We start from the raw sequence: 24835 nt of genomic DNA, 5'->3' as shown, positions 1-24835 counted from the left end.
TTTAAACCAGCCCGAACAGCGTTAACAACATGTCGATAACCTTGATCCCAATAAAGGGCACCACCAGCCCACCCAGACCGTAAATCCACAGGTTACGGCGCAGCATGGCGGCGGCCGTCAGTGGCTTATAGCTCACCCCTTTCAGCGCCAGAGGAATAAGAAAGACAATAATCAGCGCGTTGAAGATCACCGCGCTCAAAATGGCCGAGGCTGGAGAGTGCAGGTGCATTACGTTCAGGGCATTCAGCTGCGGATAGGTTGCCGCAAAGGCCGCCGGGATTATGGCGAAATACTTCGCCACGTCGTTGGCGATACTGAACGTGGTCAGCGAGCCGCGCGTCATCAGCATCTGCTTCCCGATATGCACCACTTCGATCAGCTTGGTCGGGTTCGAGTCGAGATCCACCATGTTGCCCGCCTCTTTTGCCGCCTGGGTACCGGAGTTCATCGCCACCGCCACGTCAGCCTGCGCCAGCGCCGGGGCGTCGTTGGTGCCGTCGCCGGTCATCGCCACCAGACGACCTTCCGCCTGATACTGGCGAATGAGCGCCAGCTTTGCTTCCGGTGTCGCTTCGGAAAGGAAATCATCCACGCCCGCTTCGGCGGCAATGGCCGCCGCAGTCAGACGGTTATCCCCGGTGATCATCACCGTTTTAATGCCCATCTTACGCATCTGGGCGAAACGCTCTTTTATACCGCCTTTAACGATATCCTTCAGGGCGATAACCCCCAGAACGCTTGCACCTTCCGCCACCACCAGCGGGGTTGCCCCCTGACGCGCCACGCTTTCCACCAGGTGGTCGACTTCCGGAGGGAAATGTCCATTATTGGCTTCAATATGACGGCGAATGGCATCAACGGAGCCTTTACGGATCATCCGGTCCTGAATGTTAATTCCACTCATGCGGGTTTGCGCCGTAAAGGGCACGAACGTGGCGTGCAGGCTTTGTACGTCGCGCTGGCGCAGGTTAAAGCGCTGCTTGGCGAGGATCACGATACTGCGACCTTCCGGCGTCTCATCGGCCAGCGAAGAAAGCTGTGCCGCGTCGGCCAGCGTTTTTTCATCCACGCCGGGAGCAGGTAAAAAGTCAGAGGCCTGACGATTACCCAGGGTGATGGTCCCGGTTTTATCCAGCAGCAGTACGTCTACGTCACCCGCCGCTTCAACGGCGCGTCCGCTGGTGGCGATGACGTTCGCGCCCAGCATACGGCTCATCCCCGCCACGCCAATCGCGGAAAGCAGGCCGCCGATAGTGGTGGGGATCAGACAGACCAGCAGGGCGATCAGTACGGTGATGCTGACCGCTGTACCGCCGTAGGCGGAGAAGGGCCACAGGGTCGCCGTTGCCAGCAGGAACACAATGGTGAGCGCCACCAGCAGAATGGTCAGGGCGATCTCGTTCGGCGTTTTACGACGCTGTGCGCCTTCCACCATGGCGATCATCCGGTCGAGAAAGGTTTCGCCCGGGTTAACGCTGCACTGGATCACCAGCCAGTCGGAAAGAATGCGCGTTCCGCCGGTAACTGAGGCGAAATCTCCGCCCGACTCACGGATCACGGGCGCGGATTCCCCGGTAATAGCGCTTTCGTCTACCGACGCGCCGCCCTCAATTACCTCCCCGTCGCAGGGGATGATGTCCCCGGCTTCCACCAGCACCACGTCACCTTTGCGCAGTTCATCCGCCGGAACGTGGTCCATCTGCGCGCCGTATTTAGGTTCGCGTAATTTGCGCGCAAAGGCGGTTTTTTTGACCCCTTTCAGACTGTTGGCCTGCGCCTTACTGCGGCCTTCCGCCAGCGCTTCGGCAAAGTTGGCGAACAGCACGGTAAACCACAGCCACAGGCTGATGGCGCCGGTAAAGGTTGCATTTCCTGAAAGGTGTCCCGTTCCCATGGCAATCGCCAGTGCGGTGGTGAGTAAACTTCCAGTCCAGACAATAAACATCACCGGGTTGTGCCACTGCACTCGCGGGCTCAGTTTTTTTACCGCATCCATGAGGGCCTGACGAACTAACGTCGGTTCGAGCAGGGCCAGTTGTTTACGACTCATGACAAATTCTCCGCAAAATCAGCGTAAAGTGAGATATTCCGCAACCGGGCCTAACGCGAGGGCGGGGATAAAGGTCAAGGCACCTACCAGCAGAACGGTGCCAATCAGCAGGCCGACGAACAGCGCGCCGTGAGTCGGTAACGTACCGGTAGTGGTCGGCTGGATCTTCTTATTCACCAGTGTTCCGGCGATCGCCATGACGGGAATAATCACGCCGAAACGACCGAAGAACATGCAGAACGCCAGCAGACAGTTCCAGAACGGTGAGTTGGCACTTAACCCTGCAAAGGCGCTGCCGTTGTTGTTTGCGGCAGACGAAACGGCGTAAAGCACTTCGCTAAAGCCGTGAATGCCCGGGTTAAAGATGCCGCTGCGCCCGGCGTCGGTCATCAGCGCCAGGGCGGTACCGAGCAGCACAAGGGTGGGGGTGACCAGGATTGCCAGCGCGGTTAATTTCATTTCGCGGACGTCGATTTTTTTGCCGAGATATTCCGGCGTGCGGCCGATCATCAGCCCGGCGATAAACACGGCGAGCAGAACGAACAACAGCATGCCGTACAGCCCCGAACCGACCCCACCGAAGACTACCTCGCCAATCTGCATCAGCCACATCGGGATCATGCCGCCAAGCGCGGTGAAAGAGTCGTGCATGGCGTTCACCGCCCCGCAGGAGGCCGCCGTGGTGACCACCGCGTAGAGGCTGCTGGCAAGAATGCCGAAGCGGCTCTCTTTGCCTTCCAGGTTGATATTGCTGTTAGCCCCCAGCTGCATGAAATGGCTGTTGCCGTTCCATTCGGCCCACATCACCAGTGCAACGCAGACCACGAAGATTAACGACATGGCCCACAGCAGCGTACGGCCCTGGCGGCGATCGTTAACCACATCGCCAAAGGCGAAGCAGAGCGCGGCGGGGATCAGGAATATCGCCAGCATCTGTACAAAATTGGTTAATGCCGTTGGGTTTTCAAACGGATGCGATGAGTTGGCGTTGAAGAAGCCGCCCCCGTTGGTGCCCAGCATCTTGATTGCTTCCTGCGACGCCACTGGCCCCATTGGCAGGAGTTCCCTGCCCCCTTCAAGCGAGGTGTAAGGGGTATAAGGCAGCAGGTTTTGCAGAGTGCCTTGCTGTATAAAGAACAGGGCAATAATCAGCGCAACAGGCACCAGGATCCAAAGGGTGATGCGCGTGACATCAACCCACGCGTTGCCGAGCGTGCTGACATTCTGGCGGGCAAACGCGCGCGTCAGGGCGAAGATCACCGCGATACCGCTGGCTGCAGACAGAAAGTTTTGCACGGTTAACCCGGCCATCTGGCTGAAGTAGCTGAGCGTGGTTTCACCGGCGTAAGACTGCCAGTTGGTATTGGTGACAAAGCTGACCGCCGTGTTCAGCGCCAGATGCCAGGATAAACCTGGTAACTGCTGCGGATTCAACGGCAAATTGCCCTGGAGCATGAGCAGCGTAAAGAGGGCAATAAGCCCCACGATATTCAGAAGCAGTATCGCCATCAGGTACTGGCCCCAGCTCATTTCGCGGTCGCTGATACCTGAAATGCGCCAGAGCACGTTTTCAATTTTTCGCGTACCCGGCAGTGGCACGTTGTTTATCAGCCGCGCCAGCGCTGTTCCCAGCGGCCTGGCGAGCACAAACAGCAGCAGTAAAAAGCTGGCAATAAGCAAAAACGCCTGAGCAGCCATCAGAATGCCTCCGCATTAGTCAGGGCATAAATCAGATAACCCAATAACAGGAACACCAGCACGATGCCGGCAATCAGACCTGCACTCACACTCCACCTCCGGGTGACTTTTGTTGTTGTACAAACGGTAGGATTTGTGGCGCAAAGATTTCGCAAAAATCAGAAGGGCAGGTGTAAAAAAAGTATAAAAATGGGAAAGACCACAATTTAACTATTGTTAAGTAAACTGTTAACTTTTTTGTAACTTAATTACAGGCGTGAATGTAAATATTCACGAAATGGATGAAAATAAGTGGTCGGATGAGTAGTAAAATTACAAACAAAGCGGTATTATTTTAACCAGGTCACAGATTTCACATTTTCCGGAGACGGTTTCCGGCCAACTACAGGGGAGAAAAATATGGATCTTTATAAAGAGTATCCGGCTCATATCGTGTTCATGCGTCGCACTTTCGCCGTAGTGGCTGGCGTGCTGGCCCTGCCGGTGATGCTGTTCTGGAAAGATCGCGCACGTTTTTACAGCTATCTGCACCGCGTCTGGGCGAAAACCAGCGAAAAGCCGGTGTGGATGGATCAGGCCGAGAAAGCAACCTGCGATTTCTACTGATACGGTGTGACATCGTAGCCATAAAAAAACCGCCTACAGCAAAGTGGCGGTTTTTTTGTCCCTCGGGATTCGCGGTCCGTTGGGTAATCTTGCAGCCCCTACCCGGGATTTTTATCATACCCTTCTTTAAAAAGTTCGCAATCCACTTCACCTTTATAAATTCCTAATTTTACTGAAATAACTTACTTTTGGCGTTGGTGTTAATTATGATGCCACGTCCCTTTCCGCCATCTCGCAAATGGGCATCGGTCCTGGGAAAGGTGTATCCATAGCCGTAAAGCAGCGCGCCTACCCGGGCTTGTGTCCACCGATTTATCACCGGTGGTGATAGGTGGAGCGGTTAGCAGCAGGGACCGCATAGTGAAACGCTATTTATGCATCGCGTTCATTGTCGCCAGCGCACTCGTTGTAAAGAGTGATAAACCGGATGTGTTTATTGCCTTTACCCCGATAGCGCAGGACAAGTAGCGTTAAGGCCGCCTCGGGCGGCCTTTTTTATTTCATCCCGTCTACACTTCATGGCAAAGTAGTTCAATGCGTGCCTTTTTCCTTTTACGGCATGCCCTTACGGACATAATGGACAATTGCCTGGAGTTTTATGCCCACCCATCTGGTTTGGTTTCGCGCGGATTTACGCATTCACGACAACTTCGCTCTCGCGGCCGCCTGCCGCGCTAAAGACGCGAATGTGCTGGCCCTGTTTATCGCCACGCCTGAACAGTGGCGGCAGCATGACATGGCGCCCCGGCAAGCGGCATTACTCAGCGCGTATCTGAATGACCTGCAACATTCACTGGCCGAAAAAGGCATTCCGCTGATCTATAAAGAGGCCCATGATTTTGCCGCACAGCTTGAGATGGTGCAGGCAATCTGTAAGCAGCACGCGGTAACGCGTCTTTTTTACAACTACCAGTATGAATTTAACGAGCAGCAGCGGGATCGTCAGCTGGAGAAAAACCTTACGGGCGTGGTCTGTGAAGGCTTTGATGACAGCGTGATGCTCGCACCGGGCAGCGCGATGACCGGCAGTCACGAAATGTATAAAGTTTTCACGCCGTTTAAAAATGCTTTTATCAAACGCCTGAAAGAGGGGCTGCCAGAATGCGTTCCCGCCCCGGCCATAAGAGGGGAAACGATAACGGATCTGCAGGACATCAGGCTGAATTATCCCCAGCAGTCGTTTGATGAAACAGTATTCCCCGCCAGCGAGAAAGCGGCTATCGCCCGGTTGCGTCAGTTCTGCGCGCAGGGGGCGGCGGATTACGAGGCGCGGCGGGATTTTCCAGCGATTGAAGGCACCAGCCGCCTGTCGGCCTGTTTAGCGCTGGGCGCGCTCTCCCCGCGCCAGTGTTTACATCGGCTACTGGCGGAACAGCCTCAGGCGGTAGACGGGGGGGCGGGCGCAGTGTGGCTGAACGAACTGATCTGGCGTGAGTTTTATCGCCATCTGATGACGTATCATCCTGATTTATGTAAACATCGCCCCTTCATTCGTTGGACCGATAAGGTACAGTGGCAGTCGAATGATAAGCTGCTGAAGGCATGGCAGCGTGGGCTCACCGGCTTCCCGATTGTTGATGCGGCTATGCGGCAGCTCAATGAAACCGGGTGGATGCATAACCGTCTGCGTATGATTACCGCCAGCTTCCTGGTAAAGGATCTGCTTATCGACTGGCGAACCGGAGAGCGTTATTTTATCTCTCAGCTGATCGATGGCGATCTGGCGGCAAATAACGGCGGCTGGCAGTGGGCGGCCTCCACCGGCACGGATGCGGCTCCCTATTTTCGGATCTTTAATCCGACCACGCAGGGACAACGATTTGACGTCGACGGCGAGTTTATCCGTCGCTGGCTGCCTGAACTTAAGGATGTCCCCGCCAAAGCCATTCATGAACCCTGGGCATGGGCGGATAAACAGCGTGTTACCCTGAACTATCCCCGTCCCATTGTCGACCATAAACAGGCGCGCGTCGCCACGCTGGCGGCGTATGAAGCAGCCCGAAAAGTTTGAGAGAATGATGATGAAAAACAGTGAACTGGAACGCCTGATTAACGAAAAACTCAACACCGCCTCGTTTAGCGACTACGGTCCGAATGGCTTACAGGTGGAGGGTCGCGAGACGGTGCAAAAAATCATCACCGGCGTAACGGCAAGCCAGGCGCTGCTGGATGAGGCGGTGCGTCAGGAAGCCGACGCGGTGATTGTCCATCACGGTTATTTCTGGAAAAACGAATCACCGATTATTCGCGGCATGAAGCGCAACCGTCTCAAAACGCTGCTGGCGAATGACATCAACCTGTACGGCTATCACCTGCCGCTCGATGCGCATCCTGAACTGGGGAATAACGTTCAGCTTGCGCAGCTGCTGGGGATAACCGTGATGGGCGAAATTGAACCCCTGGTGCCGTGGGGTGAACTGTCGATGCCGGTGCCGGGTCTGGAGCTGGCATCGTGGATCGAAGCACGCCTGGGGCGTCGTCCGCTGTGGTGCGGCGACACCGGGCCGGATACCGTGAAGCGCGTGGCATGGTGCACCGGCGGCGGCCAGGGCTTTATTGACAGCGCGGCGCGTTTTGGTGTCGACGCCTTCATTACCGGCGAAGTCTCCGAGCAGACCATTCACTCAGCCCGTGAACAAGGCCTGCATTTTTACGCGGCGGGCCATCACGCCACCGAGCGTGGCGGCATCCGCGCCCTCAGCGAGTGGCTGACGGAAAATACCGATCTGGATGTGACGTTTATTGATATCCCTAATCCGGCCTGATGAGAGGTAGTTAAGTGCAGCGAGCGCGTTGTTATCTTCTGGGTGAAACCGCAGTGGTTCTGGAACTTGAGCCTCCGGTGACGCTTGCCACGCAAAAGCGTATCTGGCGTCTGGCTCAACGACTGCCCGAGCTACCTGGCGTGGTTGAAGCTATTCCGGGTATGAATAATATCACCGTGGTGCTGCGTGATCCGCACACGGGGGCGCTGGATGCCATTGAGCGCCTGCAACGCTGGTGGGAGGAGAGCGAGGCGCTGGAGCCGGAATCGCGGACGATTGAGATCCCGGTTGTCTATGGCGGCAAGGGAGGCCCCGACCTTGGCGTCGTGGCCGAGCACTGTGGATTAACGGAGAAGCAGGTTGTGGAGCTGCATAGCTCAGTCGACTATGTTGTCTGGTTTTTGGGATTTCAGCCGGGTTTCCCCTATCTGGGCGGGTTATCGCCCCAGTTGCATACGCCGCGCCGGGCTGAGCCGCGCCTGAGCGTACCGGCGGGCAGCGTGGCGATTGGTGGCGAACAGACGGGAATTTATCCGCTCGCCTCGCCGGGAGGCTGGCAACTTATCGGGCACACATCCACGCCGTTATTTGAACCTGGCCAGGACGCACCCATACTCCTGCGTCCGGGGGATACCCTGCGCTTTATCCCGCAAAAGGAGGGGATATGTTAACGCTTATTCGCGCAGGGCTTTACACCTCGGTACAGGATGCCGGGCGCTTTGGCCTGCGTCAGTCGGGCGTGAGCTACTGCGGTGCGCTTGATCGTCCCTCGCTGGAGATTGCCAACCTGCTGGTAGGCAACGCCGCCAGCACGGCGGCGTTAGAAATTACGCTGGGTCAGTGCGTGATTGAGTTTGGTCAGGAAACCTGGTTTGCCTTAACCGGCGCGGGCTGTGACGCGACGCTGGACGGCAAAGCGGTGTGGACCGGCTGGCGCCTGCGGGCGAAAGCCGGACAGCGTCTGACGCTCAAGCGTCCTCTGCACGGCGTGCGCAGCTATCTTGCGGTGGCGGGAGGTATCGACGTGCCGGAGGTGCTGGGCTCATCCAGCACCGACCAGAAAGCGGGAATGGGCGGACATGAAGGACGGCTGCTGCGCGACGGCGATCGCCTGGCGATTAAGCCATCAGCGCGCCATTTCACCACCACGCAGGGCGTGAAGCAGCTGTTGTGGGGGAACCTGATCCGCGCCCTGCCGGGGCCGGAATATCATGAGTTCGATGAGGCCTCAAAAGAGTCTTTCTGGCGCTCGCCATGGAAGATCAGCCCGCAGAGTAACCGCATGGGTTACCGGCTTCAGGGCCAGCCGCTGACCCGCACGACTGACCGGGAGCTGCTTTCCCATGGTCTGTTGCCGGGGGTGATTCAGGTGCCGGGCAACGGACAGCCTATCGTACTGATGAACGATGCGCAAACCACGGGAGGATATCCGCGTATTGCCTGCATTATTGAAGCGGATCGCTACCATCTGGCGCAAATTCCTCTCGGTCAGCCCATTCATTTTGTGCAGTGTTCGCTGGAGGAGGCGCTGAAAGCCCGTCAGGATCAGCAGCGTTATCTCGAACAGCTGGCGTGGAGGCTCGATGGTAAAGATTGATTTAAACGCCGATCTGGGGGAGGGCAGCAGCGCCGATGCGGCGCTGATGACGCTGGTCTCCTCGGTGAACATCGCCTGTGGGTTTCATGCCGGCGATGCGCAGACCATGCTGGCGAGCGTGCGCAATGCCGTGAAAAACGGCGTGGCGATAGGCGCTCACCCCAGCTTTCCGGACCGGGAAAACTTTGGTCGCACGGCGATGGATCTGCCGCCTGAGACGGTTTACGCGCAAATGCTCTACCAGATCGGCGCCCTGGAGGCGATAGTGCGCGCTGAGCAGGGCGAGATGCGCCACGTCAAGCCGCACGGCATGCTCTATAACCAGGCGGCGAAAGCTCCGGCGCTGGCAGACGCCATTGCCCGCGCGGTACGGGACTGCAATCCGCGTCTGATTCTGGTTGGCCTGGCGGGCAGCGAGCTTATCCGTGCCGGCGAACGGCTGGGGCTGACTACGCGGCAGGAAGTGTTTGCCGATCGGGGATACCTGCCGGACGGTAGCCTGGTTCCGCGTACGCAGGCCGGTGCGCTGATCACCGACGAAGGTAAAGCGCTGGCGCAGACGCTGGAGATGGTGCGCTTCGGGCGAGTAACCTCAACGGAGGGTACAACGGCAAACGTTCAGGCTGATACGGTGTGCTTACACGGTGACGGCGAGCATGCGCTCCAGTTTGCACGACGCCTGCGGGCGGCGTTCTCGGAAGAGGGCATTGTTGTCAGCGCAGAATAATCATGAAAGGACAATAACATGCCAGAAGGTCCGGAGATCCGCCGCGCGGCGGATAGCCTGGAGGCGGCGATAAAGGGCAAACCTCTGACACACGTCTGGTTTGCCTTTCCTCAACTCAAACCGTTTGAATCGCAGCTGGTGGGACAGACGGTGACCCACATTGAAACGCGCGGCAAAGCGTTGCTCACCCACTTTTCCCATAACCTGACGTTATATAGCCACAATCAGCTTTACGGCGTCTGGCGGGTGGTAAAGGCGGACGAGCAGCCACAAACGACCCGCGTGCTGCGCGTGCGGCTACAAACGGCGGATAAGGCGATCCTGCTCTACAGCGCTTCTGATATCGAAATGTTAACGCCGGAGCAGTTGCTCACGCACCCGTTCTTACTGCGGGTTGGGCCGGACGTGCTGGATATGCGCCTGACGGCAAGCGATGTGAAAGCCCGGCTGTTATCGCCCACATTCCGCAACCGGCAGTTTTCCGGGCTGTTGCTCGATCAGGCATTTCTGGCGGGGCTGGGAAACTACCTGCGGGTGGAGATCCTCTGGGAAGTGGGGCTGGCGCCGCAGCGCAAAGCGTCGCAGCTAAGCGATGAACAGCTGGAGGCGCTGTCCCACGCGTTGCTGGACATTCCCCGGCTGTCGTACAACACGCGTGGCGTGGTGGATGAGAACAAGCATCACGGAGCGTTGTTTCGCTTCAAGGTGTTTCATCGGGCGGGTAAAAAGTGTGAGCGGTGTGGCGGGGTGATTGAGAAGGCGACGATCTCTTCCAGACCGTTTTACTGGTGTCCTGGGTGCCAGATGTAAAAAAGCCGGGTGGCGGCTACGCCTTACCCGGCCTACATCTCGCACTTGTAGGCCCGGCAAGCGAAGCGCCGCCGGGCGTGTTTTTTAGCGCTTAATATCAGACTTAAAGTCACGCTGCTCGTAGCCGGTATACAGCTGACGAGGACGGGCGATTTTCATGCCTTCGCTGTGCATTTCGTTCCAGTGCGCAATCCAGCCCACGGTACGCGCCATGGCGAAGATCACGGTGAACATGGAAGACGGAATACCCATCGCTTTCAGGATGATACCGGAGTAGAAATCGACGTTCGGGTAGAGTTTCTTCTCGATGAAGTACGGGTCGTTCAGCGCGATGTGTTCCAGCTCCATCGCCACTTCCAGCAGATCATCTTTGGTGCCCAGCTCTTTCAGCACTTCGTGGCAGGTCTCACGCATGACGGTCGCCCGCGGGTCGTAGTTTTTGTAAACACGGTGACCGAAGCCCATCAGACGGAAGGAGTCATTCTTGTCTTTCGCGCGGCGCACGAACTCAGGAATGTGCTCAACGGAGCTGATCTCTTCCAGCATCTTCAGTGCTGCTTCGTTCGCGCCGCCGTGCGCCGGTCCCCACAGGGAGGCGATACCCGCAGCGATACAGGCGAACGGGTTCGCGCCGGAAGAGCCCGCGGTACGGACGGTAGAGGTCGAGGCGTTCTGTTCGTGGTCAGCGTGCAGGATCAGAATACGGTCCATCGCGCGTTCCAGCACCGGGTTCACTTCGTACTCTTCACACGGCGTGGAGAACATCATGCGCAGGAAGTTACCTGCGTAGGAGAGGTCGTTGCGTGGATACACAAACGGCTGACCGATAGAGTATTTGTAACACATCGCCGCCATAGTAGGCATTTTGGACAGCAGACGGAACGCCGCGATATCACGGTGACGTGGGTTATTCACGTCCAGAGAATCGTGGTAGAACGCCGCCAGCGCACCGGTAATACCGCACATGACCGCCATCGGATGAGAGTCACGACGGAACGCATGGAACAGACGGGTAATCTGCTCATGGATCATGGTGTGACGGGTCACGGTGGTTTTAAATTCATCGTACTGGGCCTGCGTCGGTTTTTCGCCGTTCAGCAGGATGTAGCACACTTCCAGATAGTTGGATTCGGTGGCTAACTGATCGATGGGGAAGCCGCGATGGAGCAGGATACCTTCGTCACCGTCAATGTAGGTGATTTTGGATTCGCAAGATGCGGTGGAGGTGAATCCAGGGTCAAAGGTGAATACCCCTTTGGAACCCAGCGTACGGATATCAATAACATCCTGACCGAGCGTGCCTTTTAGCACATCCAGTTCAATAGCATCATCACCATTTAGGGTGAGTTTTGCCTTTGTATCAGCCATTTACGGTCTCCTTAGCGCCTTATGCTTAAGACTGCGCTTTACCGGATTTGCTTTCAGCTGTTAATCATCGTTACCAGATTGTTATTTGGCTTACCGCTCAGCTCACGAGGAGAAACCAGGGTACAGAGCTATGGCGCCTTGCAGGTAAACGAATGAAATATCAGTGAAACAACAGCAAATCAGCGTTTTTGCAGTCCGAATTATTCAAACCTGTATATCACTAATAACTGTCCTGATAACTTCGGTCAATACCATCACACTGTTACATAACTATTTGTCAGGTGAAAGAGAGACCTCATAACTTTTGCGCATTATATGCCTTTTCTGATGACGTTTGTAACAATATTGTTTAACATTTGTCAAATCAGATGATTAAAAATTAAAAAGATGTTGTTATCGTGACCCCGATCACTGTTCCAGAGAAAACCCAACAAACTGTATGTAGGTTAATTGTAATGATTTTGTGAACGGCCTATACTGCCGCCAGGTCTCCGGAACACCCTGCAATCCCGAGCCACCCAGCGTTGTAACGTGTCGTTTTAGCATTTGGAAGCAATGTTTTGCATGACGCGCAGTTATAGAAAAGGAACGCTGTCTGACCCGCATCGCAGTCCGGAGGAAGGAAACAATAAGAACAGCATGTGGGCGTTATTCATGATAAGAAATGTGAAAAAACAAAGACCTGTCAATCTGGATCTCAAAACGATCCGATTCCCTGTAACAGCAATAGCGTCCATTCTGCACCGTGTTTCTGGTGTGATTACGTTTGTGGCGGTTGGTATCTTGCTGTGGTTACTGGGAACCAGCCTCTCATCTCCTGAAGGATTCCTCCAGGCCTCAGCCATCATGAACAGCTTCTTCGTGAAATTTATCATGTGGGGCATTCTGACCGCGCTGGCCTATCACGTGGTTGGCGGCGTTCGACATATGCTGATGGACTTTGGCTACCTGGAAGAGACGTTCGAGGCCGGTAAACGTACCGCTAACATTTCATTTGTGATCACTGTCGTGCTTTCACTTCTCGCAGGAGTTCTCGTATGGTAAGCAACGCCTCCGCATTAGGACGCAACGGCGTACATGACTTCATCCTGGTCCGCGCTACCGCCATCGTCCTCACGCTCTACATCATCTATATGATCGGTTTCTTCGCCACTAGCGGCACACTGACGTGGGAAATCTGGAGTGGTTTCTTCGGATCGGCCTTCACCAAAGTGTTCACCCTGCTGGCCCTGTTCTCCATCCTTATTCATGCCTGGATTGGCATGTGGCAGGTGTTGACCGATTACGTTAAACCGCTGGCGATTCGCCTTCCGCTGCAACTGATTATTGTTGTTGCTCTGCTGGTTTACGTCATTTATGGATTTGTTGTGGTGTGGGGTGTGTAATGAAACTGCCAGTCAGAGAATTTGATGCTGTTGTGATTGGTGCGGGTGGCGCAGGTATGCGTGCCGCACTGCAAATTTCCCAGAGCGGCCAGACCTGTGCGCTGCTCTCTAAAGTATTCCCGACCCGTTCCCACACTGTGTCTGCGCAGGGCGGTATCACCGTTGCGCTGGGTAATTCCCATGAAGATAACTGGGAATGGCACATGTACGATACGGTAAAAGGTTCCGACTACATCGGCGACCAGGATGCCATCGAATATATGTGTAAAACCGGCCCGGAAGCGATTCTGGAGCTGGACCACATGGGTCTGCCGTTCTCCCGTCTGGAAAATGGCACCATCTATCAGCGTCCGTTTGGCGGCCAGTCGAAAAACTTCGGCGGCGAACAGGCGGCACGTACCGCAGCAGCGGCTGACCGTACCGGTCACGCTTTGCTGCATACCCTTTATCAGCAAAACCTGAAAAACCACACCACCATCTTCTCCGAGTGGTATGCGTTGGATCTGGTGAAAAACGCCGATGGCGCGGTGGTGGGTTGTACCGCACTGTGCATTGAAACCGGTGAAGTGGTCTATTTCAAAGCGCGCGCAACCGTGCTGGCCACCGGCGGCGCAGGCCGTATCTATCAGTCCACTACCAACGCCCACATCAACACCGGTGACGGCGTTGGGATGGCTATCCGCGCTGGCGTGCCGGTGCAGGACATGGAGATGTGGCAGTTCCACCCAACCGGTATCGCCGGTGCGGGCGTGCTGGTGACAGAAGGCTGCCGTGGTGAAGGTGGCTATCTGCTGAACAAACATGGCGAGCGCTTTATGGAGCGTTATGCCCCGAATGCGAAAGACCTGGCGGGTCGTGACGTGGTGGCGCGTTCCATCATGATCGAAATCCGTGAAGGCCGCGGCTGCGACGGCCCTTGGGGCCCGCACGCGAAGCTGAAACTCGACCATCTGGGTAAAGAAGTGCTGGAATCCCGTCTGCCGGGCATTCTGGAACTGTCCCGCACCTTCGCCCACGTCGACCCGGTAAAAGAGCCGATTCCGGTTATCCCAACCTGTCACTACATGATGGGCGGTATTCCGACCAAAGTGACCGGTCAGGCCCTGACCGTGAACGAGCAGGGTGAAGACGTGGTCATCCCTGGTCTGTTCGCGGTAGGCGAAATTGCCTGCGTATCCGTGCACGGCGCAAACCGTCTGGGCGGCAACTCCCTGCTGGACCTGGTGGTATTTGGCCGTGCGGTGGGGCTGCATCTCCAGGAATCTATTGCCGAGCAGGGTGCGTTGCGTGATGCGACCGACGACGAAATTGATGCCTCTCTTGAGCGCCTCAACCGCTGGAACGGCAACCGTAACGGCGAAGATCCGGTTGAAATCCGTAAAGCGCTGCAAGAGTGTATGCAGCACAACTTCTCGGTATTCCGTGAAGGTGACGCGATGGCCAAAGGGCTTGAGCAACTGAAAACGATCCGCGAGCGTCTGAAGAATGCCCGTCTGGACGATACCTCGAGCGAGTTCAACACCCAGCGCGTTGAGTGCCTGGAGCTGGATAACCTGATGGAAACCGCGTTCGCCACTGCGATGTCGGCAAACTTCCGTACCGAAAGCCGTGGCGCCCATAGCCGCTTCGACTTCCCGGATCGTGATGACGAAAACTGGCTGTGCCATTCCCTGTATCTGCCAGAGTCGGAAACCATGACGCGTCGTAGCGTTAACATGGAACCGAAACTGCGTCCGGCGTTCCCGCCGAAGATTCGTACTTACTAATGCGGAGACAGGATAATGAAACTCGAATTCTCAGTTTATCGTTATAACCCGGATGTAGACGATGCTCCGCGTATGCAGGATTACACCCTCGAAGCGGAAGAAGGTCGTGACATGATGCTGCTGGATGCTTTAATCCAGCTGAAAGAAAAAGATCCTACGCTGTCGTTCCGCCGCTCCTGCCGTGAAGGGGTATGTGGCTCTGACGGTGTAAACATGAACGGCAAAAACGGTCTGGCCTGTATCACGCCAATTTCAGCGCTACAGCGTGCAGGCCAGAAAATTGTCATCCGTCCTCTGCCTGGCCTGCCGGTCGTGCGTGATTTGGTGGTGGACATGGGGCAATTCTATGCACAATATGAGAAGATTAAGCCTTACTTATTGAATAATGGGCAAAATCCACCCGCTCGCGAGCACTTACAGTCGCCTGAGCAGCGTGAAAAACTCGATGGGTTGTACGAGTGTATTCTCTGTGCATGCTGTTCAACGTCATGCCCGTCATTCTGGTGGAACCCGGATAAATTTATCGGCCCTGCGGGTCTGCTGGCTGCCTATCGCTTCCTGATCGACAGCCGCGATACCGAAACCGAGAATCGTCTGGAAGGGTTAAGTGACGCTTTCAGCGTATTCCGCTGCCATAGCATCATGAACTGCGTCAGTGTGTGTCCTAAGGGGCTGAACCCGACGCGCGCCATCGGCCATATTAAGTCGATGTTGTTGCAGCGCAGTGCGTAAGTAACAACGCCGGATGGCGCTGCGCTTATCCGGCCTACGTAACAGTAGGCCCGGTAAGCGTAGCGCCACCGGGCAAATTGCAGAAACCTTTAAAAACTGCCCTGAAGTTTAGACAGTTTCTAAAGGTTCCTTCGCGGGCCAAATGAAAAGAGCTCGCAGGTGAACCCCGGCACGTACACGTGGTGTGCGTGGTAGTTTCTACGGCGAAAGTAAGCATAAAAATGCTTAAGGGATCACGATGCAGAACGGCGCAATGAAAGCCTGGCTGGACTCTTCTTACCTCTCTGGTTCAAACCAGAGCTGGATAGAACAGCTCTATGAAGACTTCTTAACCGATCCTGACTCAGTGGACGCAAACTGGCGTTCCATGTTCCAGCAGTTGCCTGGTACAGGGGTCAAACCGGATCAATTCCATTCAAAAACACGTGATTATTTCCGTCGTCTGGCGAAGGATGCCTCACGTTACTCTTCTGCGATTTCCGACCCTGACACCAATGCGAAGCAGGTAAAAGTCCTGCAGCTTATCAACGCTTATCGCTTCCGTGGTCACCAGCATGCGAATCTCGATCCGCTGGGACTGTGGCAGCAGGAACGTGTAGCGGATCTCGATCCGGCTTATCACGATCTGACCGAGGCCGATTTCCAGGAAAGCTTTAACGTAGGTTCCTTTGCCATCGGCAAAGACACGATGAAGCTGGGCGATCTGATTGATGCGCTCAAGCAAACCTACTGCGGCTCCATCGGCGCGGAATATATGCACATTACCTCCACCGAAGAGAAACGCTGGATCCAGCAGCGTATCGAATCCGTGGCGGGTCACGCGAATTTCTCAGCAGACGAGAAAAAACGTTTCCTGAGCGAACTGACGGCAGCGGAAGGCCTTGAGCGCTATCTGGGCGCGAAATTCCCGGGCGCAAAACGCTTCTCACTGGAGGGCGGCGATGCGTTAGTCCCGATGCTGAAAGAGCTGATTCGTCATGCCGGTAAGAGCGGCACGCGCGAAGTGGTGCTGGGCATGGCGCACCGTGGCCGTCTGAACGTGCTGGTTAACGTGCTGGGTAAAAAACCGCAGGATCTGTTCGACGAATTTGCGGGTAAACATAAAGAGCACCTCGGCACCGGTGACGTGAAGTACCACATGGGTTTCTCGTCGGATATCGAAACCGAGGGCGGTCAGGTTCACCTGGCGCTGGCGTTTAACCCGTCGCACCTGGAAATCGTCAGCCCGGTGGTTATCGGTTCCGTGCGTGCGCGTCTGGATCGTCTGGACGAGCCGAGCAGCAATAAAGTGCTGCCAATCACCATTCACGGTGATGCGGCAGTCACAGGGCAGGGCGTGGTTCAGGAAACCCTGAACATGTCGAAAGCGCGTGGTTATGAAGTGGGCGGTACCGTTCGCATCGTAATCAACAACCAGGTGGGCTTCACCACCTCTAACCCGCTGGATGCGCGTTCTACCCCGTACTGCACCGACATCGGTAAAATGGTTCAGGCGCCAATCTTCCACGTAAACGCGGATGACCCGGAAGCCGTTGCTTTCGTTACCCGTCTGGCGCTGGACTTCCGTAACACCTTTAAGCGCGACGTGTTCATTGACCTCTTCTGCTACCGCCGTCACGGCCACAACGAAGCGGATGAGCCAAGTGCAACCCAGCCGCTGATGTACCAGAAAATCAAAAAACACCCGACGCCGCGTAAAATCTATGCTGACAAGCTGGAAAGCGAAAAAGTGGCGACGCTGGAGGATGCGACCGAAATGGTCAATCTTTATCGCGACGCGCTGGACGCGGGTGAATGCGTGGTCAAAGAGCTGCGCCCAATGAACATGCACTCCTTTACCTGGTCGCCGTACCTCAACCACGAGTGGGACGAGAGCTACCCGAACAAGGTTGAGATGAAGCGTTTGCAGGAGCTGGCTAAACGCATCAGCACCGTGCCGGAAGCGATCGAGATGCAATCCCGCGTGGCCAAGATCTATGGCGACCGCCAGGCCATGGCGGCGGGTGAGAAGCTGTTCGACTGGGGCGGCGCGGAAACGCTGGCCTATGCGACGCTGGTTGACGAAGGTATTCCGGTTCGTCTGTCCGGTGAAGATGCGGGTCGTGGCACCTTCTTCCACCGTCATGCGGTTGTACACAACCAGTCTAACGGTTCAACCTATACTCCGCTTCAGCACGTGCATAACGGTCAGGGCCAGTTCAAGGTCTGGGACTCCGTGCTGTCAGAAGAAGCGGTTCTGGCCTTCGAATACGGCTACGCCACCGCAGAACCTCGCACCCTGACTATCTGGGAAGCGCAGTTCGGTGACTTCGCCAACGGTGCGCAGGTCGTCATCGACCAGTTCATCTCCTCCGGTGAGCAGAAGTGGGGCCGTATGTGTGGTCTGGTGATGTTGCTGCCGCACGGCTATGAAGGACAAGGGCCGGAGCACTCCTCCGCGCGTCTGGAGCGTTATCTGCAACTCTGCGCCGAGCAGAACATGCAGGTCTGCGTGCCGTCCACCCCGGCTCAGGTGTACCACATGCTGCGTCGTCAGGCGCTGCGCGGTATGCGCCGTCCGCTGGTGGTCATGTCGCCAAAATCCCTGCTGCGTCATCCGCTGGCGGTTTCGAGCCTGGATGAACTGGCTAACGGCACCTTCCTGCCAGCCATCGGTGAAATTGACGAGCTGGATCCGCAGGCCGTTAAGCGTGTCGTAATGTGTTCTGGTAAGGTTTATTACGACCTGCTGGAACAGCGCCGTAAGAACGATCAGAAAGATGTCGCCATCGTGCGTATCGAGCAGCTTTATCCGTTCCCGCATCAGGCGATGCAGGAAGTGCTGAAACAGTACGCTCACGTTCATGATTTTGTCTGGTGCCAGGAAGAGCCGCTCAACCAGGGCGCATGGTATTGCAGCCAGCATCATTTCCGTGAAGTGATTCCATTTGGGTCTGCCCTGCGTTATGCAGGTCGCCCGGCCTCCGCCTCTCCGGCGGTAGGGTATATGTCCGTTCACCAGAAGCAGCAACAAGATCTGGTCAATGACGCGCTGAACGTCGATTAATTAAAGGATACATAATGAGTAGCGTAGATATTCTTGTTCCCGACCTGCCTGAGTCCGTAGCAGATGCAACCGTCGCCACCTGGCACAAAAAACCAGGCGACGCGGTAACCCGTGACGAAGTGCTGGTAGAAATCGAAACTGACAAAGTGGTACTGGAAGTACCGGCTTCAGCGGATGGCATTCTGGATGCAGTCCTGGAAGACGAAGGTACGACCGTGACTTCTCGCCAGATCCTGGGTCGCCTGCGTGAAGGCAACAGCGCGGGCAAAGAGTCCAGCGCGAAATCTGAAGAGAAAGCGTCTACCCCAGCCCAGCGCCAGCAGGCGTCTCTGGAAGAGCAAACCAATGACGCGCTCAGCCCGGCGATCCGTCGCCTGCTGGCTGAGCACAGCCTCGATCCGGCAGCCATCAAAGGTACCGGCGTGGGTGGCCGTCTGACTCGCGAAGATATCGACAAGCATCTGGCAAAAGCGCCTTCAGAGGCGAAAGCGGAAGCGAAAGCCCCTGCGGCAGCACCAGCGGCACAGCCAGCTCTGGGTGCACGTAGCGAAAAACGCGTGCCGATGACCCGCCTGCGCAAGCGCGTGGCCGAGCGTCTGCTGGAAGCGAAAAACTCCACCGCGATGCTGACCACCTTCAACGAAGTCAACATGAAGCCAATCATGGACCTGCGCAAGCAGTACGGTGACGCGTTTGAAAAACGTCACGGTATCCGTCTGGGCTTCATGTCCTTCTACGTGAAAGCGGTAGTTGAAGCGCTGAAACGCTACCCGGAAGTGAACGCGTCTATCGATGGCGATGACGTGGTTTACCACAACTACTTCGACGTCAGCATGGCGGTTTCTACCCCACGCGGCCTGGTCACCCCGGTTCTGCGTGATGTGGACACCCTGGGTATGGCTGACATTGAGAAGAAAATCAAAGAGCTGGCCGTGAAAGGCCGCGACGGCAAGCTGACCGTTGAAGACCTGACTGGCGGTAACTTCACCATTACCAACGGTGGCGTGTTCGGCTCGCTGATGTCTACCCCGATCATCAACCCGCCGCAGAGCGCGATCCTGGGTATGCACGCCATTAAAGATCGTCCAATGGCGGTAGACGGTAAAGTTGAGATCCTGCCGATGATGTACCTGGCGCTCTCATACGATCACCGCCTGATCGACGGCCGCGAGTCCGTAGGCTTCCTGGTTGCCATTAAAGAGCTGCTGGAAGATCCAACGCGTCTGCTGCTGGACGTTTAGTAACTATTTAGCATCACCTGCCCTGTAGGCCGGATAAGCGTAGCGCCGGTCTACAGGTTTGAAGATAACGATTACCCTGAAGGATGGATAGAACACATGAACTTACATGAATATCAGGCCAAACAGCTGTTTGCCAGGTCAGGCTTACCGGCTCCGGTGGGTTATGCCTGTACTACCCCGCGTGAAGCAGAAGAAGCCGCATCTAAAATCGGTTCCGGCCCGTGGGTAGTTAAATGTCAGGTTCACGCTGGTGGCCGTGGTAAAGCGGGCGGTGTGAAGGTTGTTAAGAGCAAAGAAGAGATCCGTGCGTTTGCTGAACATTGGCTCGGCAAGCGTCTGGTAACCTACCAGACAGATGCGAATGGCCAGCCGGTCAACCAGATCCTGGTTGAAGCGGCAACCGACATCGCGAAAGAATTGTACCTCGGCGCAGTCGTAGACCGTAGCTCCCGTCGCGTGGTGTTCATGGCATCTACCGAAGGCGGCGTGGAAATCGAAAAAGTGGCGGAAGAGACCCCGCACCTGATCCACAAAGTGGCAATCGATCCGCTGGCGGGCCCAATGCCTTACCAGGGACGTGAGCTGGCGTTCAAACTGGGTCTGGAAGGCAAGCTGGTTCAGCAGTTCACCAAGATCTTCATGGGGCTGGCGACCATCTTCCTGGAGCGCGATCTGGCGCTGATCGAGATCAACCCGCTGGTGATCACCACCCAGGGCGACCTGATCTGCCTCGACGGCAAGCTGGGCGCTGACGGCAACGCGCTGTTCCGCCAGGCGGATCTGCGCGAAATGCGCGACCAGTCTCAGGAAGATCCGCGTGAAGCGCAGGCTGCCCAGTGGGAGCTGAACTACGTGGCGCTGGATGGCAACATCGGCTGCATGGTTAACGGTGCGGGCCTGGCAATGGGCACCATGGACATCGTTAAGCTGCACGGCGGTGAGCCAGCGAACTTCCTCGACGTGGGCGGTGGCGCAACCAAAGAGCGCGTAACCGAAGCGTTCAAAATCATTCTCTCTGACAACAACGTAAAAGCGGTTCTGGTGAACATCTTCGGCGGTATCGTACGTTGCGACCTGATCGCCGACGGTATCATCGGCGCGGTAGGAGAAGTGGGCGTTAACGTTCCGGTTGTTGTACGTCTGGAAGGGAATAACGCTGAACTCGGCGCGAAAAAACTGGCTGACAGCGGCCTGAATATTATTGCAGCGAAAAGTCTGACGGATGCAGCTCAGCAGGTTGTTGCCGCAGTGGAGGGGAAATAATGTCCGTTTTAATTAATAAAGATACCAAGGTTATCTGCCAGGGCTTCACCGGTAGCCAGGGGACTTTCCACTCCGAACAGGCGATTGCCTACGGTACGCAGATGGTTGGCGGCGTAACGCCAGGTAAAGGCGGCACCACGCACCTGGGCCTGCCGGTGTTCAACACCGTGCGTGAAGCAGTAGAAGCGACGGGCGCAACCGCGACCGTGATCTACGTTCCAGCGCCGTTCTGCAAAGACTCTATTCTGGAAGCGATCGACGCAGGCATTAAGCTGATCATCACCATCACCGAAGGCATCCCGACGCTGGATATGCTGACCGTGAAGGTGAAGCTGGACGAAGCAGGCGTGCGCATGATCGGCCCGAACTGCCCAGGCGTTATCACCCCGGGCGAATGCAAAATCGGCATCATGCCGGGCCACATTCACAAACCGGGCAAAGTGGGCATCGTGTCCCGTTCCGGTACCCTGACCTATGAAGCGGTTAAGCAGACCACCGATTACGGCTTCGGCCAGTCCACCTGCGTGGGCATCGGCGGTGACCCGATCCCAGGCTCTAACTTTATCGACATCCTGAAGCTGTTCCAGGAAGATCCACAGACCGAAGCGATCGTGATGATCGGTGAGATCGGTGGTAGCGCGGAAGAAGAAGCGGCTGCTTACATCAAAGATCATGTGACCAAGCCGGTGGTGGGTTACATCGCGGGTGTGACCGCGCCGAAAGGCAAACGTATGGGTCACGCGGGTGCGATTATCGCTGGCGGTAAAGGTACGGCTGATGAGAAATTCGCAGCACTGGAAGCCGCAGGCGTGAAAACCGTTCGCAGCCTGGCGGATATCGGTGAAGCACTGAAATCCATCATTAAGTAAGTCCTCTCTGCTCCCCGAATGGGGCGCGTTGAAGTATAAAAAAATGTCCGTTTCGACATGGTTGGCCGCTGTAAAGCGGCCTTTTTTTATTGTCTGCGTTTAGCCACCAGAGTGAATTTATAGTCGTCGGTATTAAACACGTTGCGACTGTATTCAAATACCCGGCCGTCTTTCAGGAAGCCGCGGGAAACTTTTTCAAGAATTGGTTTTGCCGGATCGAGCGCCAGGGCGGCAATCGCCTCGTCCGATGGCATGACTGGCACCAGCTCCTGCTCGCTGCGATCGATAACCAGCTTTTTGACCTGCTCAATGTAATGGTATTTCGACTGTTCCATCACTTCCCAGGTGAGGTCGGGGAATATCGCCAGCGGCATCCATGTCTCTTCCAGATTCACCGGCTTTTCCCTGATGAAGCGTACGCGCTTGACGTGCCAGACCTTATCATCCGGATTGAGCGCCAGTTTTGCCGCGAGCCGCTCATCGGCTTTCACCACTTCGAAGACGCTGACGTCGCTGTGCGTATCAACGTTGCGATCCGCCAGTTTTTCGTAAAAGCCGGTAAGCTGATAAATATCGTAATTCACCCGCTCCTCTTTTACATACGAGCCGCTGCCCTGAATGCTTTCGATGATCTGCTCGTCGGCGAGCAGCTTCAAAGCCTGCCGCACGGTGACACGGCTAACGTTAAATGCCTCCTGAAGGCTGGATTCCGTCGGCAGCGCGTCTCCGGGTTTTAATTCCCCGGCGTTAATCTTCTCGCGGAACGCATCGGCGATCTGCCGGTACATCGGTTTATTGCCCATTGTGTTACGCCTTTTTAATACCTTTTTAGGGGAATTATGCCTTCAGTGACTGATTTGTAAATAATACAAATTAAATACAAATATCGTTGTTAGTGAAAATGATCACATAAATGTATTATCCAGTCTGCCACAATCCTCCCCAGACAATAACTTTGGATAGGTGAGGATCTTATGAACCTGACGACTCTGACCGACCCCCGTGCTGTCTGCGTGCAGGCGCAGTTTACCAGCCGTGATGAGGCAATCCGTCAGCTTGCGACGCGGCTGGTAGCGTTGGGCAAAATAGCCGACGCCGATACGTTTCTGGCAGAGGTTTTCCATCGCGAATCGCTTGGCCCGACGGCGCTGGGCGAGGGGCTGGCCGTACCCCATGGTAAATCAGCGGCAGTAAAGGAAGCGGCTTTTGCCGTGGCAACACTGCGCGAGCCGCTGGTCTGGGAAGGCGTGGACGGACCGGAGGAGGTCGAGCTGATTTTTTTGCTCGCCATTCCTCCCGCACAAGCGGGATCAACGCATATTCAGGTGCTGACGGAACTGACGTCCCGCCTGGCGGATGACGATCTCAGGGCGCACGTGATGACGGCGACCAGCGCGGAAGCGGTGCTTGCTGCGCTGGAAACGGCGCCTGAGGCGCAAGAAACCGCCGTCGCAGAGAATGCCCCGACGATCGTCTGCGTTACCGCCTGTCCGGCCGGGATCGCCCATACCTACATGGCAGCGGAATATCTCGAAAAAGCGGGACGTAAGCTCGGCGTCAATGTAGTGGTCGAAAAGCAGGGGGCAAACGGTATTGAGGGGCGCATCACCGCGCAGCATTTGCAGGAGGCAAAAGCGTGTATCTTCGCGGCGGAAGTGGCGATCAAAGAGCGTGAGCGTTTTCAGGGGATCCCCGCCATTTCCGTGCCCGTCGCGGAACCCTTGCGCCATGCGGAAGCGCTCATTGAGCGTGCGCTGGCGCTACAGCCTGTATCCGATGCGCGTCCTGCGCACGTCGACACGGACGCGAAAAAGTCCGTTAAAACCGAACTCAAGCAAGCGCTGCTCAGCGGTATCTCCTTTGCGGTGCCGCTGATTGTCGCTGGCGGCACGGTGCTGGCCGTGTCGGTACTGCTGGCGCAAATTCTGGGCTTGCAGCACCTGTTCGATCAGGAAAACTCGTGGCTGTGGATGTACCGCAAACTGGGCGGTGGGATGCTCGGCATTCTGATGGTCCCTGTTCTGGCGGCCTATACCGCTTACTCGCTGGCGGATAAACCTGCGCTTACGCCGGGCTTTGCGGCGGGCCTTGCCGCCAATATGATCGGCTCCGGCTTTCTGGGGGCCATCGTCGGCGGGCTGATTGCGGGCTACCTGATGCGCTGGGTGAAAAACCACATCCGGCTGAGTAGCCGCTGCAACGGCTTTCTGACCTTTTATCTCTATCCGGTGATTGGCGTACTGGGCGCAGGCAGCCTGATGCTGTTTGTGATCGGCGAACCGGTGGCCTGGATCAATAACGCTCTGACCGCCTGGCTTAATGGTCTCTCCGGCGCGAACGCGCTGCTGCTGGGGGCGATCCTGGGCTTTATGTGCTCGTTCGATCTGGGCGGTCCGGTCAACAAAGCCTCTTACGCGTTCTGTCTGGGCGCGATGGCCAACGGCGTATACGGGCCTTATGCGATCTTCGCCTCCGTCAAAATGGTTTCGGCCTTTACCGTGACGGCATCAACGATGCTGGCTCCGAATCTGTTTAAACAGTTCGAAATTGAGACCGGCAAATCCACCTGGCTGCTGGGGCTGGCGGGCATCACCGAAGGGGCAATTCCGATGGCTATCGAGGATCCGTTGCGAGTCATCGGCTCATTTGTTCTGGGGTCAATGGCGACCGGAGCGATTGTCGGAGCGATGGGTATTGGGCTCTCCACCCCGGGCGCGGGCATTTTCTCTCTCTTCTTACTGCATGATGCCGGGCTGGGCGGCGTGATAGCCGCTGCCGGCTGGTTTGGCGCCGCGCTGGTGGGCGCCGCAATCTCTACGCTCATTTTACTGCTCTGGCGACGCCAGGCCGTGAAGAGCGGTACCTACGTGACTGAAGACATACCATCCTAAACACGCACTGACAGGAAACGA

Annotated in this window: 21 protein-coding genes; 16 read left to right on the top strand and 5 right to left on the bottom strand. The window is 56.3% G+C overall.

The genetic code is table 11. The features are described 5' to 3' along the window. Position 1: 1 nt before the first annotated feature. The 3 genes from kdpB to kdpF are packed head-to-tail and all read right to left on the bottom strand — an operon-like array spanning position 2 to position 3837. Positions 2-2050, bottom strand: a complete 2049-nt coding sequence (gene kdpB / locus AC4OVS_RS15895; protein ID WP_023305699.1) for a potassium-transporting ATPase subunit KdpB — start codon at positions 2048-2050, stop codon at positions 2-4. An 18-nt stretch (positions 2051-2068) separates the two neighbouring features. Continuing rightward, a complete protein-coding gene (gene kdpA, locus AC4OVS_RS15890; protein ID WP_491922560.1) occupies positions 2069-3748 on the bottom strand; it encodes a potassium-transporting ATPase subunit KdpA in 1680 nt (559 codons plus the stop codon). Beyond that, a complete protein-coding gene (gene kdpF / locus AC4OVS_RS15885) occupies positions 3748-3837 on the bottom strand; it encodes a K(+)-transporting ATPase subunit F (protein ID WP_100148835.1) in 90 nt (29 codons plus the stop codon). Before kdpF ends, kdpA begins: the two co-directional genes overlap by 1 nt. Positions 3838-4147: 310 nt before the next feature. On the opposite strand from kdpF, the gene AC4OVS_RS15880 reads away from it, so the two are divergent. The 7 genes from AC4OVS_RS15880 to nei all read left to right on the top strand — a co-directional run bounded on the left by AC4OVS_RS15880 (position 4148) and on the right by nei (position 10253). Continuing rightward, positions 4148-4354 carry a YbfA family protein gene (locus AC4OVS_RS15880; protein WP_014069366.1) on the top strand — a complete coding sequence of 69 codons (207 nt, stop codon included), beginning with the start codon at positions 4148-4150 and terminating at the stop codon, positions 4352-4354. Positions 4355-4952: 598 nt separating this feature from the next. Beyond that, entirely contained in the window at positions 4953-6365 is a 1413-nt protein-coding gene (gene phrB / locus AC4OVS_RS15875; RefSeq protein WP_126291950.1) for a deoxyribodipyrimidine photo-lyase, read from the top strand. A 10-nt stretch (positions 6366-6375) separates the two neighbouring features. Beyond that, positions 6376-7119, top strand: a complete 744-nt coding sequence (locus tag AC4OVS_RS15870) for a type 2 GTP cyclohydrolase I (protein WP_003858635.1) — start codon at positions 6376-6378, stop codon at positions 7117-7119. Positions 7120-7133: 14 nt separating this feature from the next. Next, a complete protein-coding gene (pxpB, locus tag AC4OVS_RS15865; protein ID WP_022647457.1) occupies positions 7134-7790 on the top strand; it encodes a 5-oxoprolinase subunit PxpB in 657 nt (218 codons plus the stop codon). Next, complete coding sequence (gene pxpC / locus AC4OVS_RS15860; RefSeq protein ID WP_180256959.1) at positions 7784-8716, top strand: 5-oxoprolinase subunit PxpC; 933 nt, start codon at positions 7784-7786, stop codon at positions 8714-8716. The genes pxpB and pxpC overlap by 7 nt, the downstream gene beginning before the upstream one ends. After that, positions 8703-9443: a 5-oxoprolinase subunit PxpA gene (gene pxpA, locus AC4OVS_RS15855; RefSeq protein WP_491922559.1), complete on the top strand. Its 741-nt coding sequence runs from the start codon at positions 8703-8705 to the stop codon at positions 9441-9443. The genes pxpC and pxpA overlap by 14 nt, the downstream gene beginning before the upstream one ends. An 18-nt stretch (positions 9444-9461) precedes the next feature. Then, positions 9462-10253, top strand: coding sequence for an endonuclease VIII (gene nei / locus AC4OVS_RS15850; protein WP_491922558.1), 792 nt, complete (start codon positions 9462-9464; stop codon positions 10251-10253). A gap of 84 nt (positions 10254-10337) precedes the next feature. On the opposite strand, the gene AC4OVS_RS15845 is transcribed toward nei, so the two are convergent. Continuing rightward, complete coding sequence (locus AC4OVS_RS15845; protein WP_006809584.1) at positions 10338-11621, bottom strand: citrate synthase; 1284 nt, start codon at positions 11619-11621, stop codon at positions 10338-10340. Positions 11622-12260: 639 nt separating this feature from the next. On the opposite strand from AC4OVS_RS15845, the gene sdhC reads away from it, so the two are divergent. The 8 genes from sdhC to sucD all read left to right on the top strand — a co-directional run bounded on the left by sdhC (position 12261) and on the right by sucD (position 21923). Next, entirely contained in the window at positions 12261-12665 is a 405-nt protein-coding gene (sdhC, locus tag AC4OVS_RS15840) for a succinate dehydrogenase cytochrome b556 subunit (protein WP_026080740.1), read from the top strand. Further along, positions 12659-13006: a succinate dehydrogenase membrane anchor subunit gene (gene sdhD, locus AC4OVS_RS15835; RefSeq protein WP_003858621.1), complete on the top strand. Its 348-nt coding sequence runs from the start codon at positions 12659-12661 to the stop codon at positions 13004-13006. Before sdhC ends, sdhD begins: the two co-directional genes overlap by 7 nt. Then, positions 13006-14772: a succinate dehydrogenase flavoprotein subunit gene (gene sdhA, locus AC4OVS_RS15830; RefSeq protein ID WP_023299611.1), complete on the top strand. Its 1767-nt coding sequence runs from the start codon at positions 13006-13008 to the stop codon at positions 14770-14772. Before sdhD ends, sdhA begins: the two co-directional genes overlap by 1 nt. A gap of 15 nt (positions 14773-14787) precedes the next feature. Next, positions 14788-15504 (top strand): succinate dehydrogenase iron-sulfur subunit, encoded by a 717-nt coding sequence (locus AC4OVS_RS15825; protein ID WP_022647461.1) that lies wholly within the window; start codon positions 14788-14790, stop codon positions 15502-15504. Positions 15505-15742: 238 nt separating this feature from the next. After that, positions 15743-18550 (top strand): 2-oxoglutarate dehydrogenase E1 component, encoded by a 2808-nt coding sequence (sucA, locus tag AC4OVS_RS15820; RefSeq protein WP_022647462.1) that lies wholly within the window; start codon positions 15743-15745, stop codon positions 18548-18550. A 14-nt stretch (positions 18551-18564) separates the two neighbouring features. After that, a complete protein-coding gene (gene odhB, locus AC4OVS_RS15815) occupies positions 18565-19791 on the top strand; it encodes a 2-oxoglutarate dehydrogenase complex dihydrolipoyllysine-residue succinyltransferase (protein WP_023299612.1) in 1227 nt (408 codons plus the stop codon). 96 nt (positions 19792-19887) lie between these two features. Next, complete coding sequence (gene sucC / locus AC4OVS_RS15810) at positions 19888-21054, top strand: ADP-forming succinate--CoA ligase subunit beta (protein ID WP_046618869.1); 1167 nt, start codon at positions 19888-19890, stop codon at positions 21052-21054. After that, the gene (gene sucD / locus AC4OVS_RS15805) at positions 21054-21923 is read left to right on the top strand and encodes a succinate--CoA ligase subunit alpha (protein WP_006809578.1); all 870 of its coding nucleotides are present in this window, start codon (positions 21054-21056) and stop codon (positions 21921-21923) included. Before sucC ends, sucD begins: the two co-directional genes overlap by 1 nt. Positions 21924-22009: 86 nt before the next feature. On the opposite strand, the gene AC4OVS_RS15800 is transcribed toward sucD, so the two are convergent. Beyond that, positions 22010-22726, bottom strand: a complete 717-nt coding sequence (locus tag AC4OVS_RS15800; RefSeq protein ID WP_491922557.1) for a GntR family transcriptional regulator — start codon at positions 22724-22726, stop codon at positions 22010-22012. A gap of 171 nt (positions 22727-22897) precedes the next feature. Here AC4OVS_RS15800 and mngA point away from each other — a divergent pair, with 171 nt between their 5' ends. Continuing rightward, complete coding sequence (mngA, locus tag AC4OVS_RS15795) at positions 22898-24814, top strand: PTS 2-O-a-mannosyl-D-glycerate transporter subunit IIABC (RefSeq protein ID WP_491922556.1); 1917 nt, start codon at positions 22898-22900, stop codon at positions 24812-24814. The last annotated feature ends 21 nt before the right edge of the window (positions 24815-24835 follow it).

This window comes from Enterobacter sp. 4974935 (genome assembly GCF_058661735.1).
This window is presented reverse-complemented; position numbering and strand designations above follow the sequence as displayed.

What these genes read in the sequence shown, in the direction of transcription:
- kdpB (WP_023305699.1), bottom strand. Translation starts at nt 2,050, where the DNA reads ATGAGTCGTAAACAACTGGCCCTGCTCGAACCGACGTTAGTTCGTCAG.
- kdpA (WP_491922560.1), bottom strand. Translation starts at nt 3,748, where the DNA reads ATGGCTGCTCAGGCGTTTTTGCTTATTGCCAGCTTTTTACTGCTGCTG.
- AC4OVS_RS15880 (WP_014069366.1), top strand. Translation starts at nt 4,148, where the DNA reads ATGGATCTTTATAAAGAGTATCCGGCTCATATCGTGTTCATGCGTCGC.
- phrB (WP_126291950.1), top strand. Translation starts at nt 4,953, where the DNA reads ATGCCCACCCATCTGGTTTGGTTTCGCGCGGATTTACGCATTCACGAC.
- AC4OVS_RS15870 (WP_003858635.1), top strand. Translation starts at nt 6,376, where the DNA reads ATGAAAAACAGTGAACTGGAACGCCTGATTAACGAAAAACTCAACACC.
- pxpC (WP_180256959.1), top strand. Translation starts at nt 7,784, where the DNA reads ATGTTAACGCTTATTCGCGCAGGGCTTTACACCTCGGTACAGGATGCC.
- pxpA (WP_491922559.1), top strand. Translation starts at nt 8,703, where the DNA reads ATGGTAAAGATTGATTTAAACGCCGATCTGGGGGAGGGCAGCAGCGCC.
- nei (WP_491922558.1), top strand. Translation starts at nt 9,462, where the DNA reads ATGCCAGAAGGTCCGGAGATCCGCCGCGCGGCGGATAGCCTGGAGGCG.
- AC4OVS_RS15845 (WP_006809584.1), bottom strand. Translation starts at nt 11,621, where the DNA reads ATGGCTGATACAAAGGCAAAACTCACCCTAAATGGTGATGATGCTATT.
- sdhC (WP_026080740.1), top strand. Translation starts at nt 12,261, where the DNA reads ATGTGGGCGTTATTCATGATAAGAAATGTGAAAAAACAAAGACCTGTC.
- sdhD (WP_003858621.1), top strand. Translation starts at nt 12,659, where the DNA reads ATGGTAAGCAACGCCTCCGCATTAGGACGCAACGGCGTACATGACTTC.
- sdhA (WP_023299611.1), top strand. Translation starts at nt 13,006, where the DNA reads ATGAAACTGCCAGTCAGAGAATTTGATGCTGTTGTGATTGGTGCGGGT.
- AC4OVS_RS15825 (WP_022647461.1), top strand. Translation starts at nt 14,788, where the DNA reads ATGAAACTCGAATTCTCAGTTTATCGTTATAACCCGGATGTAGACGAT.
- sucA (WP_022647462.1), top strand. Translation starts at nt 15,743, where the DNA reads ATGCAGAACGGCGCAATGAAAGCCTGGCTGGACTCTTCTTACCTCTCT.
- odhB (WP_023299612.1), top strand. Translation starts at nt 18,565, where the DNA reads ATGAGTAGCGTAGATATTCTTGTTCCCGACCTGCCTGAGTCCGTAGCA.
- sucC (WP_046618869.1), top strand. Translation starts at nt 19,888, where the DNA reads ATGAACTTACATGAATATCAGGCCAAACAGCTGTTTGCCAGGTCAGGC.
- sucD (WP_006809578.1), top strand. Translation starts at nt 21,054, where the DNA reads ATGTCCGTTTTAATTAATAAAGATACCAAGGTTATCTGCCAGGGCTTC.
- AC4OVS_RS15800 (WP_491922557.1), bottom strand. Translation starts at nt 22,726, where the DNA reads ATGGGCAATAAACCGATGTACCGGCAGATCGCCGATGCGTTCCGCGAG.
- mngA (WP_491922556.1), top strand. Translation starts at nt 22,898, where the DNA reads ATGAACCTGACGACTCTGACCGACCCCCGTGCTGTCTGCGTGCAGGCG.